A 19,114-nucleotide genomic window follows, 5' to 3' on the forward strand; every position below is an offset into this window, starting at 1 on the left:
GTCTGATCGATGATCTCTCCCGTCACAGGATCGATCATCACCCCTGTTACTGCGGTCGTGGACTCTGACACGGCCGTCTCCTTTCGGATCAGGCCGGACCATCACACACCGTTTTTCTTACAGTCCCCTTGACAACCCCAACGTTCTACCAGGATCTGCTGGACGGCTACGCCAGCGCGGGTGGCACTGCCATGATTCCCAACTACGTCAATGGCGGCGAGGGGTTGAACGATTGGTTGTGTCAAGTAGTTCTGAACCCACTGTGACGGTTTGATTTGAGCCCACCTGGTGATGATTCTGGGATTATCGTGGGAATGGTTTCTTCCGGATTGCCCGAACTCGATATTGCCCGTGCGCGCCGCTGGTGTGCTGGGCGGGTGCCTGCCAGGTTCAAGGATGAGATGCGGGTGGAGTGCGATGTCGCTGCCCGTCACATCACGATTCTTGAATGCCGCCCGCCATGGGATGAGAGCGGGGAAACGGAATGGTCGCGGTTCCCCATAGCCCGGATGTCTTTCACGAAGAAGACAGGGCTATGGACCTTGTTCTGGCGCGACCGGAAGAGAGCATCGAGGCCAGTGCGCCTGGAGTTGTTCATTTTTTGGTGGAGGGTGCGGCCTGGGTGAGGCCCAGCCGGGGGTATAGGATGCGGAATCCTTCGCGGAGGCCTCCGTTCAGGGCCCCGATCACGTGGCCGGCGTTGGGTATCTCGATGTAGGTGGCGGTCATGCCGGCCGATGTCGCGGCGTCATTGACTTTCCTGGCCGCGTCGACGTAGATGGGGTCATCGTTGGAGACCGTAAAAACGGCCGCAGTGTTGGGGTAGTGGTGCCCGTGCAGGATGGTGATGGGCTTTTGCGCGTCGTAGGCGCTTTGGTCTCCGCCGAAAATGTCACGGAGGGTGCTGTCGGGGTGTTCGGCGCCGGGGTATTCTTCCCCGGAAATGTCCAGTACGTTGCCCCAGAGTTGCGGGTATTTAGCGGCGAAGGAAATCGCGCATTGGCCGCCGTGGGAGTACCCGGCGATGGTCCGGTAGCGGGGGTCATTGATGACGTTCAGGTGTGTGCTCGCCCAAGAAAGGACGTCCTTGTTGATGAAGGTCTCTACGTTTCCGTAGACCGGGGTGTCCAGGCAGAGGCTGTCGATCAGGGGGTCTGCGAGTTGGTCCGCCACGATCACGATCGGTGCCAGGCCTTGGTGGCGGGAGGCGTACTTGTCTAATACGGCGGCAATGAACTGTGGGTCCGGGTTCCCCGGTTGCCCCATCATGAGAACGACCAGGGGCAGTGCGGGCGGTTCCGGGACCAGGGCGGCCGGGGGCAGGTAGATTCCGGCCGGGCGTGAGGGGAATCCCGATTCGGGGTTGGGGATGATCTGGGTTCCGGTGGTCCCGGTCTCGGGCATCCCGGGCGGGGGAGTCCAGTGGACGGGCGGACCGGTGGGGCCGGTACTGGCAGGGGGCGGCACCGCCGGAGCAGCAGGTTGGGGTTGGAGGTTGATCGGTTTGACCAGCGAGAGTCCGGCCAGGGATGCCACTGTGGGGTGGAACCCGTAGTGGGCATTTATACCCAGACCGGCAGCCAGCACGAAGATCAGGGACGCGCCGGCGGCGGCGACTTTCCTCCAGGGCCCGGAGTTCCAGAAGTTGGCTCCGGCGAGGCCGAGGGCGGCGGACAGGGCCAGAATCCAGGCCCTGGTTTGCCACCCCAAGGGGGTGCCGAATACGTTGAAGACTTTTTCAACAAGCCACAATGCAATGGCCCCGCAGAGGGCCCCGGTCGCGGCCGCACCGGCAGCTATGACCGCCCAACGGCGTGCGCGGCGAACGCATAGGAAGACCAGCCCGGTACTTGCGAGCACGAAAACGATGACGAGGACCGGGCCATCGACGATCCTCAACGCCAAGACAATATCCGCCACGTCCGGGTGCTTCCCTTCCTCCGCCGCCATCTAGAATACGTGACCTGGTTCCGCGGACGGGTCAGTTCCGGTCCCGCGCGGGCTATGGCGTCTTTGGGATCCGGAGGAATTCCTGGAGGGTTCCCGGGAGCACCTGTCCGGTGATGACTTGCGCAGCCCGGATGGTGTCATCGCGCAGCATCAGGTCGAGATCGTCGGCGTCGGTGTCCGCGTCCGGGTGTGGGATCACCGAGATGCCGTGTGTGTCGGTGGACAGTTTCGCGGGTTCCTCCCGGGCCTGGAGCGCGGCCTTCTCCAGCAATTCTTCGTTGATTTGACCCAGCGCCATGACCCGGCGCGCCTGGACGCTCATGGCCGTGAGGTGCGCTCCGAGGATTTCGGCCCACACACTCGTAGGGGCATGGGCAACCAGACCGCCAAGGGTGACGCTGTCCGGGGCTGACCATTCCCTGGCCAGAAGGGAAACCTCGACGCTGCGCGCCAGTTCTTCCAAGCGGAGCCGACCGAGGACGTCTCGGAGTTCCTCCGTCGAGTGGCCCAGCCAGTGCAGGCTGCCTTCCCGAAGGAAAAACCGTTCGGTCTCCAATTTCAGGAGCAGTCGTTCCAGTAATGCCCGTTCCCGCCAGAGCAGGGCAGATAAATCGTTCGCGTTCACAGGTCCCTCGCCGGTTACCTCCCGCCAGGAACCACCAGCGGGATTGCCGGGGAAACGCGGGGCAAAAAGACAATCGACCGCGGGGCCTAAAAGTTACCCGCAGGACGAAACTTTTTTGCAGCCGACGACAGTCGCCAATCACGGGCCTGCCGCAGGCCCCTCCGTTCCCTCGTTCCCGCCCCGCCCGGCCGTGTCCGCCGCCCCGGTGTCCTGGGGTGCTGCTGACCCGGAAACAGACCCAGACCCCGGGCCAGGCACTGGCGTCACCGGTTCGAGCGTGCCCTCAAAAGGCGCATCTCCCGGCCCCTGGACTCCCTGCGCGGGCTTCTCCCCGGAACCGCCGCCATCCGAATAGCCACCGGATACTCCAGTGCTGTCTTCCCGACCGGCAGGCACATCCCCGCCGACGGGACTGTCGGCACCGGCACCTTCCGGGAGGTCAACGGACCCTGCGGTGTCCCCCGGGACGACTGTCCCGGACGGTGCGGGTGAACCGCCTGGAGCCGGGGCCCTGTCAGGGTCGGTGAGGCCTGGTTCCACGGGGGTTTCTGAAGGCGCAGAGGGCTTCCTCACCTCCGGGCCGGGTCGCGTAGCCCCAGTTATCGCCTCTATCACCTCCTCCACCGCGTGCCGGACATCCGGGCTGGCGGCGGCCGCTGCACCGCCTCCCAAAGCCAACGCGGCTGCCACCAGAGCGGCCGGCAGTATCCGAGGACGGAAGCGGGCTGGGGCCAACGGGATCACCACACCGCCGGTGATCAGGGCAGCCAATTCCGGGGAGGGCGCAGGTACGGGCGGAACGTCCTCGGTGAAAGCCGTCAGGGCCGCCAGCAACCGAGGGGAATCCCCTATCCCGGACTCCCGAAGGACGGCCTGGACGCGGCCGCCGCCGGCCCCATCGGAATCCGTCACTGTGGTATTCATTCCCCGTCCTCCAGGATTGCCCGTAATGCAATGAGGCCTTTTCGCTGCAGCTGCTTGACGGCCCCGGTGCTCCGCTTCATGATCCGTGCAGTCTCGGCCAGGGAGAGGTCCGCAACAATCCGCAGCAGAAGCGCCTCGCGCTGGTCGGCTCCGAGCCTTTGCAGTAATTCGTCCATCTCGGCGGCCCCGGCAAGGGTGATCACAGTTTCCTCGGCCGATTCCACGCTTCGGTGATCGGCCGCAGCGACGAACTCACCCACCGGGGGCTGCCGGCCGTTCCAGCGGTACTGATCCACGATCCGGGCATGCGCGACAGCGAACACGAAGGACCTCAAGCCCGCCATACCACCGGTGACAGTGGGAATCCGGGAGAAAACCGTCAACAGCACGTCATGGCATGATCCCTCGGGGTCCCCCGCGCCCCGGCCCCGGAAATACTGGATCAGGACCGGTGCGAAATACCGGTAAATATCCTCCAGCGCTCCCACCTCCCCGGACGCGGCAGCAACAAGCACCGAGTCCGGGGGAAGCTGAGTCATCCGACAATAATCCCATCGTCACCGGCCGAACCGAACCAAAATCCCCAACGGCTACCGCAGCACCAGACTCAATTGTTCTCCCCGGTCACCCCGGACTGGGTTTCGTTGTTCTCCCCGGTCACCCCGGACTGGGTTTCGTTGTTCTCCCCGGTCACCCCGGACTGGGTTTCGTTGTTCTCCCCGGTCACCCCGGACTGGGTTTCGTTGCTCTCCCCGGTCACCCCGGACTGGGTTTCGTTGCTCTCCCCGGTCACCCCGGACTGGGTTTCGTTGCTCTCCCCGGTCACCCCGGACTGGGTTTCGTTGCTCTCCCCGGTCACCCCGGACTGGGTTTCGTTGCTCTCCCCGGTCACCCCGGACTGGGTTTCGTTGCTCTCCCCGGTCACCCCGGACTGGGTTTCGGCGTTCTCCCCGGCGGGGCCGGTCGTGCTGTTTCCATCGGAGGTCTGTTCCGCAGGCGTCAGAGGCCTGTCCGACGGCGCGGCACTAGCCATCGCGGCACCGGAAATTGCGCCGGTCACCAGAACGGTCGCTGCAAGAAGAGCTTTCCCTGCCGCGCTCATCGCGTTCATGCGGGTAAATATGCCGGTCATGGTGGATCCCTTCAGAAGTGAAAAATACGGAACATCCAAGCAATCGACCACGCGACCGAAAAAGTTACCGCCAGATAAATCCGGAGAGGTTGCGCGAGCGTCCCAGAGGCGCGTTCCCATGACGCCGGCGGCCCGGCAACCCCGGCCGCCCCAATCACCGACGGCGCCGGCACCGAGTTCGCCCGTTACTCCAAACCCCCTCCCGCGCTGGCCCTCTCGGCGGAATGAGTCCGGCTCCGCGACTCCCAGAATCCCCACGCATCCGCAGTCTTCTGTACCTGAGTGCCAGCCAGACGCGGGCGTTTTTAGAATAGCGATTGAGGTTCCTCGACGAGATGAACGCGGTCTCGATGGAGACCAACGAGTACTGTCCCGTTAACCGATCCACCACTATGCCGGACTCCAATGTTCCAGGAACGGCAGGGGCATTTCTGGTAGTTCACGTCGAGACTTTCATGGCCGGCGTTGGGGACCTGAACTATCCTTTGGGAAAGGAAGGTAATCTCCTTGCGGGCTGGGGTCCGCGGTCTTTCCAGGAAGGCTCCCATTCGTCGGTTTCTAGCGATTTCCGGAAGGTCTCATGCCACAGCTCTCAGCCCTTCAACGCAAGCGCCGGGCCGCTGGCTCCGGGGAACATGGCGCTGTGGCAGTGCTTATTGCGTTGTTCACCAGTCCCACGTACTCCAGCGGGTCTTCCTGGCCCCGGGGCGGGATCAGGTCCTCGCTCAGTGCCCAGATCCTGTCCTGAATCTCCCGGCCCAAAGTCGAAAAGTGTGTCTCGGGGTCCGCTATCTGCGCGAAGCTCTCCGGGTCGTGGTTCTTCATGGTTTCCATGGCGTGTCTGCCGTGCTCGTTCATTGACTACCTCTTCCGGTTCGGCCCACAAGGACTCCAGGCTCATCTGGCCTTCGATGTGGTTTCTAGATTTCTTCGGTGCCATGTGCGCCGTCCCCCTCCGTTTGCCTCCAACGTTAACGAAGGCCTGGATGGATTAACAGCCGCACCCTTACTCCTGCGGGGCCTGCTGGCCCTTCCTCTGTCGTGCGAGCTCGCGGACTACCGTCGCTTCGCTGACGTCGATGGTCTTGGCGATGTCCCGGATGGTCCGTCTCTCGCCTCTCATCCGGTGGGCGGTGGCTGCTTTGTCCGGGGTCATCTTTGTCGGCCGACCGCCGACGCGGCCGCGGGCCTTTGCTGCTGCGAGGCCGGCCATGGTCCGTTCGCGCAGCCGGTTCCTTTCGTACTCCGCGAGGGCGGAGAAGAAGTGGAACATCAGCACGCCCTGGGACGTGGTGGTGTCTAGCCAGGTCTCCGTCAGGGAGCGGAGGCCGATGTGCCTGTCGGCCAGCGTCTGCACGATGCCGGCCAAGTCCGCGGTGTTTCGGCCAAGCCTGGATAGGTCGTTCACCACGAGGATATTCCCCGGTTGAAGGTGGTCGAGGCATTCCTTCCACTGCGGCCGTTCCGCCGTCGCACCGGATGCGAAATCTGTCCAGATCCGGAAGCAGCCGGCCTCGTTCAATGCGTCGTGCTGGAGGTCAACTGACTGCTCGGTCGTGCTGACTCTGGCGTATCCCATCAATGTGGCCACGACGTTCCCCCTTCGTTGGTCAAAAACCGTCACCCACGGAGTTTTGACCAACAGTGGCCCCGTAGATTTCGTAGTCGAGTTCTGACACAGCGTAGCACTGCCAAAACCGATATTTGGAGGGGTCACCGGCCGCCCGTGTCGACACAGGCACAAAGGGTCGTTTTTGACCGTTGCGGTCAGCGCCCCTTCACCGGGCATCATTGTCGGCGAATCTTCCACGAATCGACCCGGTCGGAGCCACGCTGATCCAACGATCGTGAGCGGCCCGCTCTTACGTCCGATCAGGGATCGACTTACGGGCCTCCAACGTCGTTGGTGGTCGTCATCCCGTCAGACGTCGTTGCCCATGGGTACGATAACGACGTACAACGTGCCCCGTTCCCGGCGGTGCGAGACAGCCGGGTGAATGGGGCACTTCCAGCATGGCATCGAAGCAGCAGTCTCTTGGAGACGCCAAGTCCGCCAAGCTGGACGAGTTCTACACGCAGCTGTCAGACATCGAGAAGGAACTGCGGCACTACAAGGCGCATTTCAAGGACAAGGTCGTCTACCTCAACTGCGATGACCCCCGTGAATCGGAGTTCTTCCACTACTTCAGCTACAACTTCGAGAAGCTTGGCCTGAAAAAGCTGATCGCCGCGTGCTACAAGAGCCAAAACGTCGACCTGTTCTCCACGGGCGACAACGAGCGGGCCATCTACCTCGAGTACACCGGCGACAAAGACGGTGACCGCGTCCCCGGGCGCGACGAGATAGAGGTCAAGTGCTTCGACGGCGACGGTGACTTCCGCTCTGCCGAGAGCATCGCCCTACTCAAGCAGGCCGACGTCGTGGTGACCAACCCTCCGTTCTCCCTGTTCCGGGAGTATGTCGCGCAGCTGGTCGAGCACGAGAAGAAGTTTCTGATTATCGGGAACATGAACGCCGTCACGACCAGAGATCTCTGGCCGCTCGTTCAGGCGGGCAAGTTCTGGTTGGGTATTACCCGCGCCGGCACCGGGCAGATGTGGTTCCGCATCAGTGATGACTTTCCGGAAAAGACCGGTCAGCGCACCGACGAGAACGGCCAGCGCTACCAGACCATCGGCAGTTCTGCGTGGTTTACGAACCTGGATCATGCCAAAAGGCATGAAGAACTGATCCTCTACAAGTCTTACGACCCTGCGGAATACCCAACGTACGACAATCATGACGCCATTGAGGTGTCAAAAACGGTGGATATCCCGGTTGACTACGACGGTGTGATGGGTGTTCCCGTCAGCTTCCTGGGCAAGCACAACCCTGATCAATTCGAGATCGTCGGCATCACAAAGACATGGTTCGGCGCGGCTACCAAGACCTACCCGAAGCAGACGCAGGTCAGCGCGAACGGTGCGACCAGCGCTGTAGGAAAACTCAACGACGGTGCAGTGCTAAAGGTCGAAACTCCCCCTCGAGGGAAAACGTACTACCAGGTGGATGACGAGTATTTCATTCAGACCTATCCACGAGTTCTCATACGTCGTAAGGAAGCGACCTCATGAAAATTGAACTGTTCAAGCTCAGGATCCGCGACCTCGTCGATGGGTACGAAGACAACGACGAGCTAGGCGTCCGCGCCTACGGCGGCAAGCTCGACGTGCGTCCGCCCTATCAGCGCGAGTTCGTCTACAAGGACAAGCAGCGCGATGCCGTCGTCGAGACGCTCCGCAAGGAGTTTCCGCTGAACGTCATGTATTGGGCCGTCCAGAATGACGGCACCTACGAGATCATCGACGGTCAGCAGCGCACTATCTCGATCTGCCAGTACGCCGAGGGCGACTTCTCGATCCAGATCGATGGGCACCAGCTGGCCTTCCACAACCTGCAGCCCAACCAGCAGGACCAGATCCTCGACTACGAGCTCATGGTCTACCTCTGCGAAGGCACCGATTCCGAGAAGCTCGACTGGTTCAAGACGATCAACATCGCCGGCGAGAAGCTGACCGACCAGGAGCTGCGCAACGCGGTCTACCACGGCTCGTGGGTGACCGCAGCGAAGAAGTACTTCAGCAAGAACGGCTGCCCTGCCTACGCGATCGGATCCGATTACATGAGCGGCGTCCCCATTCGACAGGACTACCTCGAAACAGCGATCGAGTGGATCAACGGAGGCGATGCCGACGGCTACATGCGCGACCATCAGCACGACCCCAACGCCAATGGGCTCTGGCTGTACTTCCAGAACGTCATGGCCTGGGTCAAGGCGACCTTCCCCAAATGGCGCAAAGAGATGCGCTCGGTCCAGTGGGGGCCGCTGTACAACGCCTACAAGGACGCGAGCCTCGACCCCACGCAGCTCGAGGCACAGATCAAGAACCTCATGATCGACGACGACGTAACCAGGAAGCCCGGCATCTATCCCTACGTCCTCAGCGGCGAAGAGAAGCACCTGAGCATTCGCGCCTTCACGGACAACCAGAAGCGCGAAGCGTATGAGCAGCAGGAAGGAATTTGCCCCAGCTGCAAACAGCACTTCGAGCTCGCCGAAATGCAAGCTGACCACAAGACGCCTTGGAGCAAGGGCGGCAAGACCACCGCCCAGAACTGTGTCATGCTCTGCGCGCCGTGCAACCGCAAAAAGTGGGACGTTTAGGGCGCATTAGTGTGAGCCGAGCTATTCCCCGCAACGCCCTCCGACAGAACGAGACAAAGTGACTGCTTACGCAGACGTACTTGACTGGATCGCTACCCGACCCTGGTGGCAGCAACGATCCCTGGCACGCATCGCGAGCGGTGAGACAATCTCCGAGGCCGCGTACGAGGAGATCGCCCAAAGCCTGTTTGAAGCGCCGCCTGCTGCACCGGAAGAGGGATGGCTCGCATCCGTCACCGCTCCTCAGAGCACCGACGATGATCCGGTGCGGATCCTCTCAGTCAAAGGTGTATCGAACGTCAATCGACTCGCGGAGAACCAAGAGCTCACGTTCGCCCCTGAAGGCCTGACCGTCGTGTACGGCAACAACGGCAGCGGGAAGTCCGGCTACGCGCGCATCCTGCAGTCCATGGTGCGCGCCCGCCACCGGGCAAACATTCTCCCTGACGTCTTCGCTGAGTCTCCGGGAAAGCAGTCGGGCGAGGTTACATTCCTCGTCGCGGAAACCGCGTACACCTCGGCCCTCGGGTCCACTGCCGACCCTGCCCTCGGGCGCGTCGCCCTCTACGACGAGCACTGTGGAGACACCTACCTCAACTCGGAAGCAGAGATTTCATACCGACCTTCGGCGGTTCAGCTTCTTGACGACCTTTCGACAGTGACCGCCGGCGTGCGACGTGTCATCGACGGGTGGAGGAGCGATAAAGGCGTACCCGGACCTCTTCCCGTTGTCACCGAGTCAGGATCGGCCGCGACGTTCCTTCAGGCTCTCACTGCCAAGACGACCGGCGAAGAGATCGCCGCGGCCGCCTCTTGCTCTCACGACGTCGACCAGAAGTTGAGCAATCAGGTTGAGGAAGTGGCTCGACTTCGAACTACTGATCCCGGGCAGGAGAAGCAGAAGCTAATCCGAACGGCCGATGCCTTAAGCCGGGTCTCCGAACACTTAGCAGCCCTCGACCGCTCCTTCGGCACCGTGGTACACGAGAAGCTGAGTGCGCTGCGTGAGGGCGCGAAGGTGGCCCAGGAAGCGGCAGATGCAGCATCAGCAACCACGTTCGGAGACGAACCGCTCCCCGGCATCGGGTCGCCGGCCTGGAAAGCGCTGTGGCAAGCGGCCGAGAACTACTCTCTGGTCGTCTACCCGGAGCACGGTTTCCCGCATACAGACGAACGAGCGGTCTGCGTCCTGTGCCAACAATCCCTCGACGGCGGAGGCGGGGCACGGCTGGAGCGGTTCCGTCAGTTCGTAGCGGACAGGACGGCCCAAGATGCAGAGTCGGCCGTGAAGGAACTCAAGACGTTCCTTGAGGCTCTCGGCCGACAGCCAATCGAGAGCCAACCGGTAGCGGTCGCTATCGCGACTGTCGAGCACTCTGAACCGGGATTCACCGCGCAGGTCCAGGCGTTGTTCGACGCGTTCCGCGCGCGTCAGGCAGCAATGATCGCGGATGAACAGCCCGCGAGCATAGGCGTAGCCACGGAGGTCACCACTCTTGCCAAACAGGCAGACGGCCTCCGCGACCAAGCCGGCGCGATCGACGCCGCGGATTTCGCCGAACGTCTCACTCAGGCCCAGTCCGAAGAAAACCGGCTGCGCGACCAGATCGCTATGCGGGACGGGAAGCCTCTCATCGAGTCGGAACGCGACCGCCTGCTCCAGCTGAAAGTGCTCAACGACAAGTATTCCGAGACGAACACCCGCCCCATCACGGACAAGGTGGGCGAACTTACGAAGAAGTACGTGACCGAAGAAGCGCAAGATCGCTTCACTCGCGAAACGGACCGGCTCGAACTGGAGCGGGTCACCTTCAAGGCAACCAAGTCGCGCCAAGGGGTGGGCTTGCTCCACAAGGCCGACTTCTTGAACGCTCGTGCAGGCGCGCGCCTCGGCGACGTCCTCTCCGAAGGCGAGCAGACGGCGCTCGGCTTCGCAGGATTCCTGACCGAAGTGCACTTCGACAAGAGTAAGTCGGCGCTTGTGTTCGACGACCCCGTGTCCTCGCTCGACCACATGCGGCGCGAGGCCGTCGCCAACCGAATCACCGACCTGGCCGGAGAGCGACAGGTAATCGTCTTCACGCACGACATCGCATTCACCATGGTTCTTCGCAAGAATGCAGAAGCATCGGACATCCCCTTCGCGACCCGCGGCATCGAACGCAAGCGCAAGGTCGGCCCCGGGTTCACCACCCTCAAGCATCCCTGGACGGCGCAGGATGCCGCGCAACGCGTAAACACGTTGAGGCAAGAAGTAGCTTCCCTGCGTCGCGACGAGGAAGGGATGTCCGATCAGGCCTACCAGCGCGCCACCGAAGAAATTGCGGGTCACATGTCCCAGACCTGGGAACGAATCATCAGCCAAGTGCTGGCCGAGCCGCTTGTGGACTATCGCACACTGGAGGTCCGTGTCGGGAAACTGAGGGTTATCGGCCGAGTCACTCCTGAAGACATAAAGACGTACGACGATTCCTACAGCAGGATCTCAGGTTGGGCTTCCCGTCACGATCCCCACCCCGAGTTGAACTACACACCGCCCTCGGTGGACACCCTCACGGCCGAGATCGATGTGCTGGATACATGGCTAAAGAGCGTTAAGAAGTACCAATCAACCTAACTCCTGTTGGGGTTACGTGGCCGTCGCAACCTGCCGCAAATCCCGGGTTTTTCCTCTGCAAAAGGAAATCCGTGGTTCAGCGGAGCTGAAGTGTTTGTGGTGCTGCCGCGGTCGGATTACCTCGTTGTTCCTGGTCGCGCGGCTATTGAATGGCCGGCTGCGTGGTCGCGGTGAATGGCGGTCTGCCGCTGGTGAGTGGCTGCTGTGGTTCGCCCTGGGCGGCGGACCGCCCGCCGTCCGGGAGGTTCCTGGCCCTTGCCGGGGTGAGTGACCGGGCGACCGCATTGGGGGATTCAGCCGCCCGGCACACTTTCAGGCTACTCCGCTTCGGCGGTGTGGTTATCGATGATGATCTGCTCCACGGCGCTTGCCGTGTAACCCCAAACGACTAGCTGGTTCAGGTAGTGGAAGTGCCGCTTCTCAGCTGACCTCCATGAGTCTTTCTGGATGGTCTTCTCGTACCCGGCGCAGATCAGGGCGACCAGGGAGAACTCGGGGCGTGCGGTGGTTTTGGCGGTGTGGTCCCGGAGCGGGTTCCAGCCCCAACGGTCGGTGTCCTCCCCGGTCTTGGCCCCGAGCATTTCGGTGGCGACTTTGCCGTCGTAGCCGCTGGCGGTTTCGGGGTGGTGGGTGATGGCGTGGACGGTAAAGTACTGCCAGCCCTTCGGCGCGGTCTTCCGCGAGAGCAGGGTCTTTACGAACTCGCGCCTTACCTTGGTAGCGCTTTCCATCTCGCGGTTGTTGGCGATCAGGGTCTTGCGTTCGGCTTTCTGCTCCTCGGTCATCGGACCTTTCTGGGCCTGGGTGCCGCCGTCGTAGCGTTCGTACTTCGGGGCGAAGCCCAGGTCTTTCCAGCCGGTGATGACGGTGGTGGCGTTGTGTTGGCCCCGGTAGTCGGTGCTGATCTTGTAGGCGTTGGCGTCCTCGTCGGTGGCCGGTTCCCCGTCGGCACGCTTGGCGGCCGAGACGTAGAGGTTTTCCTCGTCGGCGTAGTGTCCGGCGTCCTCGACGATGGTCTTGCCCGCTGCCTCGAGCTCGGCGATGAGCGCCGCGAGGGCGGCGGCGCGGTCGCGGCGGTCCCGGAGCATCTGCGCGACGTGCAGGAGCTGGTCGGGTTCGTCCGCGATCACGGACTCCAATTCATCCGTGGCGTCCTGGTCGCCTTCAAATTCGGCCATGATGAGTGCTTCGTCGATGGTGTAGCCCTTGCCCAGGGCGGCGGCTCCGGCGTCGGAGGCTTTGGCCTTCAGCGCGCCCTCGACCGTGGTTTTGGTCCGGCCGGTTTTCTTGGCGATGGCGGCGGCCGAGACGCCGATCAGGGACAGCTGGTGGTAGGCGTCTGCTTCGTCCGCTTCTGTCAGCACGGCGCGCTGGATGTTCTCTACGACCTGGGTCACGATGCGTTCGGCTTCCTCGGGGGATTCGATGATCATCACCGGAATCAGGGGTCGGGCGGCTTCGACGGCGGCGCGGGTGCGGCGCTGGCCCATCAGGACGTGCACGGTGCCGTCGTCCTTGCGGTGTGCGATCACGGGTTCCATGACGCCGTGTTCTTTGATGCTGGCGATGAAGTCGCCGGTTAGGGCCGCGTCTTTGCGGACGTTGATGTCGACGGTCAGGGTGGCGGGGTCGAGCATTTCGAGGGTGGGGTTGGTGTTCATGGTGTTGCTCCTTTTTGCCCAAGGATTTCGGTGGGTGGGGCGGCCATGGTGACCGGCCAGCGTCCCCTCTCCCCCCGTTGTTTTTTGGCTGCTGGCGGAGCTTGCGGAGCTGTGCCCGACGGAGGCCTGTCTACCGGAGGCAAGGGGCGGGAAATTCCCGGAGGAAATAAGCGACGAAGGAGCGCCGCAGGGACATTTCCTGCACCGCAGGCCCCGGAGGAACGACAGGGGCTAGACGGGCTGGAGCAGGCACGTACGATCCGAAGGACAGCAGCCAAAAAACGTCGAAGACGTGGAGAACAGGGCCAGGGATCCCGGAGCTCTGCGACGGAAGCACTGGGCCCAACAGCCGGCCGCGCCAGCGGACGCCCGAATCGGTGCGAGCCCTGCGAGCATGCCCTTTCTGCGTAGGGTGGGGGCATGGATGATCCTCACCGACATGATGGTGGGCGCCCGGGCCGCCCTCGGCGCGCTCCCGGGTGGGACTCTCCGCGGGTTTACCGGGTCCTGGCCTTGGTGTTCACGGTCACCGCCGGCGGGGCTCTGGCGCTGGTGATCCTGGATCTCTTCATCAGCCGGCCGATCCCCGGCGACCTCTTCGTCCTGACTCTCAACAGCCTCGCGGCCGCCGTTTTGTGGCGGCGAGCCCGGGCAGGAGCCAGGGCATGAAGAAGGCCGGCACCTTGCGGTGCCGGCCTTCTCGTTTTCCCTTGGGCAAAGGAAATCTGTGGGGCAGCGTCTCGCTGCCTGGTCGTTAGAAGTTGTGGTGCTCCTGGGCCCATTCGGTATCGACCGGGCCGGTGGTTTCGCCGGCGGTGAGCAGGCTGAGCTCGATGACGTCTTCGGCGATGCTGGGATCTTCGGGGCGTTCGTCGCCGGTACGGGTGTTCTCGGTGCTCATGCTCACGTTCCCCTGGTCGATGCAGTGTTCGTCTCTCCACTGTATCCGGGGATCTGCCCGTTGGTTGGGTTTGGCGGCTGCGCCCGCGCGAGCGTCCGGCGGCCGGAGGAGCGCCAGCGGGGGAGGCCGCCCCGCCACCGAAAAGGCCGGACCGGGTCCTCTCAGTCCCGGGCCGGCCTCTTCCTGACTAGATCATGCGGCGCTTGTAGGCGGTTTCAACGTTCCGGGCGACCTCGGCAATTGAGCCGCGGTTGATCAGTTCCTGCATGAGGACCGCGAGCCGGAATCCGGGGACGTCGTTGGCGGCGTGCTTGAGGTAGCGGGTGGCTGCGGTGGCGTTGCCTTTGAGCCATTCGAGCCAGCCCATCAGGGTCAGCATGGGTGCGCGCTGGCCAGTGGGGACTGCTTTCATCAGTTCGAAGGCCATAGCTTCGGCGCGGTCGATGCGGTCCCAGTCGGGGCGGCCGGTGAATTTGCCGAGCATCACGTCGGCGAAGCTGCCGTTGTGGGTGGTGATGGTCTCGCGGAACATGAAGTCCCGGATGAACTTGTTCTGGAACGCGGCCGCGAGGTCACGGGCGCTTTGGCCGTCCGGGGTCGCGGTGCCGTCGAGCAGCACCGCCCACGCCTCGCACGCCGCCTCGGTCTGGGCTTCCGTGCCCTCGGGGGCTTCGACGCGCAGCGCCCAGGTTCCCAGCAGGGCCGGGTTGTAAACGTCGACGTCGGTGGCGCTCCCCATGTAGGTCAGGGCGGCGTTGGCTTGGCTGTCGGCGATTTCCTCCAGCGGGTGGTGTTCGTCGGTGCCGAATTCAGCCCAGTGGATGGAGGTGACCAGCCAGACGTTCCGGACGGGCATCCTGGCCGCGGCTAGTTCGTTGACCAATGCCGCGACGTGCGCGGCGTAGGGGTAGCCCTCCGGGTCTTCGTCGGTGTAGACGATGACGTAGGACGCGGTGGCTTCCTCGTCGTTGGCCGCGTGGCTGGTCAAGGTCTGTGCGTAGGGTGCCGGTTCGGCGTGCTCCGGGGCGTCGACCCGCAACGTCGCGCCCAGGGCGCCCGCCCGGGCGGTGAGGACGACGAAGGATTCTGTGGGCTTGGTGCCCAGCAGGTGCGGGATGGTGGCGAGCAGGTCGGCGGGTCCGGTGAGGTTCAGTTTCTTGTTCATGGTGTTGCTCCTTTTTGCCCAAGGATTTCGGTGGGTGGGGCGGCCATGGTGACCGGCCAGCGTCCCCTCTCCCCCCGTTGTTTTTTGGCTGCTGGCGGAGCTTGCGGAGCTGTGCCCGACGGAGGCCTGTCTACCGGAGGCAAGGGGCGGGAAATTCCCGGAGGAAATAAGCGACGAAGGAGCGCCGCAGGGACATTTCCTGCACCGCAGGCCCCGGAGGAACGACAGGGGCTAGACGGGCTGGAGCAGGCACGTACGATCCGAAGGAATCTCAATGATGTTGTCAACGGATTTTCGTGTGCCGTTCGGGCGTCCCGGCCGGTTGGTGGCCAGGACACCCCGGGGGTCTTAGGTGGTCCAGACAGGGTAAGGTTTCCGGTCCTCTTCGGGCAGTCCGGCGGCCGTGGCGGGTAGGCTGTCGGGGCCGTCGGACTGACCGGAGGCCCAGTGGAAAAACACCTCAGCGGTGATCGCTGCGAAGCAGGCTTCCTGGGAACGGAACCAGTGCGTGGAGGTGTCCCCTTCGACGTAGGTGCCGTAGCCAAACAGTTCCCCGCTCCCGTCGCGGATGCGTGCGACGGTGAAGATGATGTAGGGCCAGGATCCGGCGTCCCAGCCTTCACTGCCCCAGTTCGGCAGGACCGACCAGGCGGTGCCTTCGAGGGTGTCCATCCAGTCGTATCCGTCCCCTGCCCGGTCGTCGGCGGGAAGGGCCGGGGCGGTCACCGGTTCGGCGGTGTCGGTCGTGACCGTGCGGGTCATGGTTTCTGTGCTCATGAGGTGATGCTCCGTTTCACTGGGGCGGGGCGGCTGCCTGGAGTACCGGCTTCCCTCTCCCCCACCATCTTTTGCCTGCTGGCGGAGCATCGCGTAGCTGTGCCCGACGGAACCGGGCAACCCGAAGGGCTAGCAACGGATGGATTGGGTGAGGAAATAAGCGCAGCGCCGAACCCAAGACAGCCGTGGCGCGGCCGTCCGCAGGACGGTTGAGCCGGTGGAGCGGGCACGTAGGATCCAACGGACAGCAGCAAAAAGAAAAAATGCTTGTGCTGTCCGAGCGCAGCGAGGTCCTTTTCCTCCCCGCCGCCGCCCAGCGTCCGACGTCTCCGTAGGGGTTAAAGTCGAGCGATTCACGCAGTCTGAGGGCTTTCGGCGCGGGGACCAGGCACCGGGGTGCAGGTCGCTTGAAGGTGAGGGCCGGACCAAGGCCTCAACCGCCCGGCTGTAGATACTCAACAAAATCCTGTCCTGATCAGGAAACTAGCCTCGGTTCTACGGCATACCCGCAACCAAGCAGCGCAAAGGACGATCAATGACGATTCCGGCACATCCGGCGATTACCCGGTACGAGATTCTCGAAACAGCCAGTGAGCAGGTCCTTGAAGAAGGACGCGGGCTGACGCAGGAGCAACTGCTGGAGGTGCTGCGCCTGCCCGATGAAGCCCTTCCGGCGGCGCTGCAGCTGGCCCACGAGGTGCGGCTGAGGCACTGCGGTGAAGACGTCGAGGTCGAAGGCATCATCTCAATCAAGACCGGCGGGTGCCCCGAGGACTGCCATTTCTGCAGCCAGTCGGGGCTCTTCGATTCCCCCGTCCGGGGCGTGTGGCTGGACATTCCCGAACTGGTCAAGGCGGCAAAAGAAACGGCCGCGACCGGTGCCACCGAATTCTGCATCGTGGCCGCCGTCCGTGGACCCGACATCAAACTGATGAACCAGATCAAGTTCGCGATAGACCGTATCAACGAAGCCGTGGAGATCAACATCGCCTGCTCCCTGGGCATGCTGACCCAGCACCAGGTGGACCAGCTCGCCGCCTGGGGGGTGCACCGCTACAACCACAACCTGGAAACAGCACGCAGCTACTTCCCGCAAGTAGTCACCACCCACAGCTACGAAGAACGCCTCGAGACCTGCGCCATGGTCAAGGCGGCCGGCATGGAGCTGTGCTGCGGCGCCCTGATCGGCATGGGCGAATCCCTGGAGCAGCGTGCCGAACTTGCTGCCCAGCTCGCCGCGCTCGAACCCCACGAGGTCCCGCTGAACTTCCTGAACCCTCGCCCCGGGACTCCCCTGGAAAACCAGGGGATCATGGACGGCAAAGACGCCCTCCGCGCCATTGCTGCGTTCCGGCTGGCCATGCCCCGGACCGTGCTCCGCTACGCCGGCGGCCGCGAACTGACCCTCGGTGACCTCGGAACCAGGGATGGCCTGCTCGGCGGCATCAACGCCGTCATCGTCGGGAACTACCTGACCACTCTGGGTCGGCCCGCCGACGCGGACCTGAACCTGCTGGTCGAGCTGAACATGCCCATCAAGGAATTCCAGAAATCACTATGAAAACGGTCCCGGCTGCCGGGGGCGCGAACGGCTCGAGCAACGGCCCATTCTGCGGACACTGCGGGGGCCCCGACGGCGGCGGTCTCCCCGCGTCGGACGAGCACCGGCGCTGCGTCGAACTACTGACGCTGGAACCGCCACGCTACTGCGCCAACTGCAGGAGACGGATGAAGGTCCAGGTCACGCCGGCCGGCTGGAGCGCAGAATGTTCCCGCCACGGGGTGCTCATCCGATGACACAGGTATCGGCTCCGATGAGCCTGATCCAGCGGGACCGCGCACGCCTGTGGCACCCGTACGCCCCCGCGTCCCCCAGCCTCCCGTTGTGGGAGGTCGAGGCGGCCAACGGTGTGCGGTTGCGGCTCCGCAGCGAAGACGGCACACGCCATGAGGTCGTTGATGCCATGTCCTCGTGGTGGTCGGCGATCCATGGCTACCGCCACCCTGTACTGGACGCGGCCGGGAAGCGGCAACTCGATGATTTCAGCCATGTGATGTTCGGCGGACTCACCCATGCCCCGGCGGTGGAACTGGCCGAGCGGCTGGTGGATATGGCCCCTTCCGCACCAGGACGGTCACGGTTGGACCGGGTGTTCCTCGCGGACTCGGGTTCGGTATCGGTGGAGGTTGCACTGAAGCTGGCGGTGCAATTCCAGACCGCGTCCGGCCACCCCCGGCGGCAGCGGTTCCTGAGCATCCGCGGCGGATATCACGGTGACACCTTTGCGGCAATGGGGGTTTGTGACCCCGTGGACGGGATGCACGCCGCTTTCCCCGGTCTGCTGGCCGGCAACGTGTTTGCTCCCCGCCCCCCGGCCGCGGCGTCCGCAACCCCGGAAACGGTGCAGGCGTGGGCAGCCGAACTCCAGGCCACCGCGGCTGCGCATTCCGGGGAGCTGGCCGCGCTCATCGTCGAGCCGGTCCTCCAGGGCGCAGGTGGCATGTACCCCTACCCGGCCGAGTGCCTCACCGCGTTGCGGCAGGTGGCGGACCGGTACGGGCTGCTGCTCATTTTTGACGAGATCGCGACCGGGTTCGGCCGCACCGGCGAGCTGTTCGCCGCCGGTCATGCCGGTGTGGTCCCGGACATCATGTGCGTGGGCAAGGCCCTGACCGGCGGGTACCTCACCCTCGCCGCGATGCTCTGCACGGACGAGATTGCGTCAACGGTTTCCGGCGGGCAGGCAGGGGCACTCCTGCACGGCCCGACCTTCATGGGCAACCCGCTGGCGTGTGCGGTAGCCAACGCCAGCCTGAGCATCATCGACGGCGGCGGCTGGCAGACCGACGTCGCCCGGATCGGGGCGGGCCTGGCGTCGGGGCTGGCCCCCGCCCGGGGACTTGAGTCCGTGGCGGATGTCCGCACCGTCGGGGCCGTCGGCGTCATTGAGCTGCACGACCCCGTCGATGTCACGGCGGTCACGGCCGCGGCCATCCGGCACGGGGTCTGGGTGCGGCCGTTCCGGAACCTCGTCTACACGATGCCCCCGTACATCAGCACCGCGGCAGACATCGAACAGATCACCGCAGGCATGACAGCGGCCGTCGCCGAAGTCCATCAACGCGGCCCGGAACGCTCCGGAGTCCCAGCATGAGC

The 19,114-nt window shown here is 63.8% G+C and carries 19 protein-coding genes; 8 read left to right on the forward strand and 11 right to left on the reverse strand.

The genetic code is table 11. The features are described from left to right. The first annotated feature begins 314 nt into the window (after positions 1-314). Positions 315-626 carry a DUF3024 domain-containing protein gene (locus IEW19_RS24255; RefSeq protein ID WP_188572721.1) on the forward strand — a complete coding sequence of 104 codons (312 nt, stop codon included), beginning with the start codon at positions 315-317 and terminating at the stop codon, positions 624-626. Here the strand turns inward: IEW19_RS24255 and IEW19_RS16670 are convergent. From IEW19_RS16670 to IEW19_RS16700, 7 genes are all read right to left on the reverse strand, one after another. Then, positions 595-1,950: an alpha/beta hydrolase gene (locus tag IEW19_RS16670; protein ID WP_188572722.1), complete on the reverse strand. Its 1,356-nt coding sequence runs from the start codon at positions 1,948-1,950 to the stop codon at positions 595-597. The genes IEW19_RS24255 and IEW19_RS16670 overlap by 32 nt on opposite strands. A 52-nt stretch (positions 1,951-2,002) precedes the next feature. Beyond that, positions 2,003-2,575, reverse strand: coding sequence for a flagellar export chaperone FlgN (gene flgN / locus IEW19_RS16675; RefSeq protein WP_188572723.1), 573 nt, complete (start codon positions 2,573-2,575; stop codon positions 2,003-2,005). Between the two features lie 138 nt (positions 2,576-2,713). Next, a complete protein-coding gene (locus IEW19_RS16680) occupies positions 2,714-3,499 on the reverse strand; it encodes a hypothetical protein (protein WP_188572724.1) in 786 nt (261 codons plus the stop codon). Beyond that, the gene (locus IEW19_RS16685) at positions 3,496-4,038 is read right to left on the reverse strand and encodes an RNA polymerase sigma factor (protein WP_188572725.1); all 543 of its coding nucleotides are present in this window, start codon (positions 4,036-4,038) and stop codon (positions 3,496-3,498) included. The genes IEW19_RS16680 and IEW19_RS16685 overlap by 4 nt, the downstream gene beginning before the upstream one ends. Positions 4,039-4,106: 68 nt before the next feature. Then, positions 4,107-4,631, reverse strand: a complete 525-nt coding sequence (locus IEW19_RS16690) for a hypothetical protein (protein ID WP_188572726.1) — start codon at positions 4,629-4,631, stop codon at positions 4,107-4,109. Positions 4,632-5,231: 600 nt separating this feature from the next. Beyond that, on the reverse strand, positions 5,232-5,489 hold the full coding sequence (locus IEW19_RS16695; protein ID WP_188572727.1) for a hypothetical protein: 258 nt from the start codon (positions 5,487-5,489) through the stop codon (positions 5,232-5,234). 148 nt (positions 5,490-5,637) lie between these two features. Next, on the reverse strand, positions 5,638-6,222 hold the full coding sequence (locus IEW19_RS16700; RefSeq protein ID WP_229748534.1) for a recombinase family protein: 585 nt from the start codon (positions 6,220-6,222) through the stop codon (positions 5,638-5,640). A gap of 422 nt (positions 6,223-6,644) precedes the next feature. Here IEW19_RS16700 and IEW19_RS16705 point away from each other — a divergent pair, with 422 nt between their 5' ends. The 3 genes from IEW19_RS16705 to IEW19_RS16715 are packed head-to-tail and all read left to right on the forward strand — an operon-like array spanning position 6,645 to position 11,453. Next, positions 6,645-7,745 carry an adenine-specific methyltransferase EcoRI family protein gene (locus IEW19_RS16705; RefSeq protein ID WP_188572728.1) on the forward strand — a complete coding sequence of 367 codons (1,101 nt, stop codon included), beginning with the start codon at positions 6,645-6,647 and terminating at the stop codon, positions 7,743-7,745. Beyond that, positions 7,742-8,836: an HNH endonuclease family protein gene (locus IEW19_RS16710; RefSeq protein WP_188572729.1), complete on the forward strand. Its 1,095-nt coding sequence runs from the start codon at positions 7,742-7,744 to the stop codon at positions 8,834-8,836. Before IEW19_RS16705 ends, IEW19_RS16710 begins: the two co-directional genes overlap by 4 nt. Before the next feature lie 58 nt (positions 8,837-8,894). Then, entirely contained in the window at positions 8,895-11,453 is a 2,559-nt protein-coding gene (locus IEW19_RS16715; RefSeq protein WP_188572730.1) for an AAA family ATPase, read from the forward strand. Between the two features lie 317 nt (positions 11,454-11,770). Here the strand turns inward: IEW19_RS16715 and IEW19_RS16720 are convergent, their stop codons facing one another. Further along, complete coding sequence (locus IEW19_RS16720; protein WP_188572731.1) at positions 11,771-13,114, reverse strand: ParB/RepB/Spo0J family partition protein; 1,344 nt, start codon at positions 13,112-13,114, stop codon at positions 11,771-11,773. Positions 13,115-13,534: 420 nt separating this feature from the next. On the opposite strand from IEW19_RS16720, the gene IEW19_RS16725 reads away from it, so the two are divergent. After that, positions 13,535-13,783 (forward strand): hypothetical protein, encoded by a 249-nt coding sequence (locus IEW19_RS16725; RefSeq protein ID WP_188572732.1) that lies wholly within the window; start codon positions 13,535-13,537, stop codon positions 13,781-13,783. Positions 13,784-13,868: 85 nt separating this feature from the next. Here IEW19_RS16725 and IEW19_RS16730 read toward each other — a convergent pair whose 3' ends face one another. From IEW19_RS16730 to IEW19_RS16740, 3 genes are all read right to left on the reverse strand, one after another. Further along, complete coding sequence (locus IEW19_RS16730) at positions 13,869-14,015, reverse strand: hypothetical protein (protein ID WP_188572733.1); 147 nt, start codon at positions 14,013-14,015, stop codon at positions 13,869-13,871. Between the two features lie 187 nt (positions 14,016-14,202). Then, positions 14,203-15,180: a DUF4192 family protein gene (locus tag IEW19_RS16735; protein WP_188572734.1), complete on the reverse strand. Its 978-nt coding sequence runs from the start codon at positions 15,178-15,180 to the stop codon at positions 14,203-14,205. Between the two features lie 348 nt (positions 15,181-15,528). Further along, the gene (locus IEW19_RS16740) at positions 15,529-15,957 is read right to left on the reverse strand and encodes a hypothetical protein (RefSeq protein ID WP_188572735.1); all 429 of its coding nucleotides are present in this window, start codon (positions 15,955-15,957) and stop codon (positions 15,529-15,531) included. A gap of 535 nt (positions 15,958-16,492) precedes the next feature. On the opposite strand from IEW19_RS16740, the gene bioB reads away from it, so the two are divergent. The 3 genes from bioB to IEW19_RS16750 are packed head-to-tail and all read left to right on the forward strand — an operon-like array spanning position 16,493 to position 19,112. Next, entirely contained in the window at positions 16,493-17,518 is a 1,026-nt protein-coding gene (gene bioB / locus IEW19_RS16745) for a biotin synthase BioB (protein ID WP_188572736.1), read from the forward strand. Further along, positions 17,515-17,754 (forward strand): biotin synthase auxiliary protein BsaP, encoded by a 240-nt coding sequence (gene bsaP, locus IEW19_RS24390; protein WP_442863723.1) that lies wholly within the window; start codon positions 17,515-17,517, stop codon positions 17,752-17,754. Before bioB ends, bsaP begins: the two co-directional genes overlap by 4 nt. Continuing rightward, complete coding sequence (locus IEW19_RS16750) at positions 17,751-19,112, forward strand: adenosylmethionine--8-amino-7-oxononanoate transaminase (RefSeq protein WP_188572737.1); 1,362 nt, start codon at positions 17,751-17,753, stop codon at positions 19,110-19,112. The genes bsaP and IEW19_RS16750 overlap by 4 nt, the downstream gene beginning before the upstream one ends. Positions 19,113-19,114: the final 2 nt, after the last annotated feature.

The organism is Arthrobacter liuii, from assembly GCF_014639275.1.
Taxonomy (GTDB): domain Bacteria; phylum Actinomycetota; class Actinomycetes; order Actinomycetales; family Micrococcaceae; genus Arthrobacter; species Arthrobacter liuii.

Coding starts and splice junctions, on each gene's coding strand:
- IEW19_RS24255 (WP_188572721.1), top strand. CDS start 315: ATGGTTTCTTCCGGATTGCCCGAACTCGATATTGCCCGTGCGCGCCGC.
- IEW19_RS16670 (WP_188572722.1), bottom strand. CDS start 1,950: ATGGCGGCGGAGGAAGGGAAGCACCCGGACGTGGCGGATATTGTCTTG.
- IEW19_RS16680 (WP_188572724.1), bottom strand. CDS start 3,499: ATGAATACCACAGTGACGGATTCCGATGGGGCCGGCGGCGGCCGCGTC.
- IEW19_RS16685 (WP_188572725.1), bottom strand. CDS start 4,038: ATGACTCAGCTTCCCCCGGACTCGGTGCTTGTTGCTGCCGCGTCCGGG.
- IEW19_RS16690 (WP_188572726.1), bottom strand. CDS start 4,631: ATGACCGGCATATTTACCCGCATGAACGCGATGAGCGCGGCAGGGAAA.
- IEW19_RS16695 (WP_188572727.1), bottom strand. CDS start 5,489: ATGAACGAGCACGGCAGACACGCCATGGAAACCATGAAGAACCACGAC.
- IEW19_RS16705 (WP_188572728.1), top strand. CDS start 6,645: ATGGCATCGAAGCAGCAGTCTCTTGGAGACGCCAAGTCCGCCAAGCTG.
- IEW19_RS16710 (WP_188572729.1), top strand. CDS start 7,742: ATGAAAATTGAACTGTTCAAGCTCAGGATCCGCGACCTCGTCGATGGG.
- IEW19_RS16720 (WP_188572731.1), bottom strand. CDS start 13,114: ATGAACACCAACCCCACCCTCGAAATGCTCGACCCCGCCACCCTGACC.
- IEW19_RS16725 (WP_188572732.1), top strand. CDS start 13,535: ATGGATGATCCTCACCGACATGATGGTGGGCGCCCGGGCCGCCCTCGG.
- IEW19_RS16730 (WP_188572733.1), bottom strand. CDS start 14,015: ATGAGCACCGAGAACACCCGTACCGGCGACGAACGCCCCGAAGATCCC.
- IEW19_RS16735 (WP_188572734.1), bottom strand. CDS start 15,180: ATGAACAAGAAACTGAACCTCACCGGACCCGCCGACCTGCTCGCCACC.
- IEW19_RS16740 (WP_188572735.1), bottom strand. CDS start 15,957: ATGAGCACAGAAACCATGACCCGCACGGTCACGACCGACACCGCCGAA.
- bioB (WP_188572736.1), top strand. CDS start 16,493: ATGACGATTCCGGCACATCCGGCGATTACCCGGTACGAGATTCTCGAA.
- bsaP (WP_442863723.1), top strand. CDS start 17,515: ATGAAAACGGTCCCGGCTGCCGGGGGCGCGAACGGCTCGAGCAACGGC.
- IEW19_RS16750 (WP_188572737.1), top strand. CDS start 17,751: ATGACACAGGTATCGGCTCCGATGAGCCTGATCCAGCGGGACCGCGCA.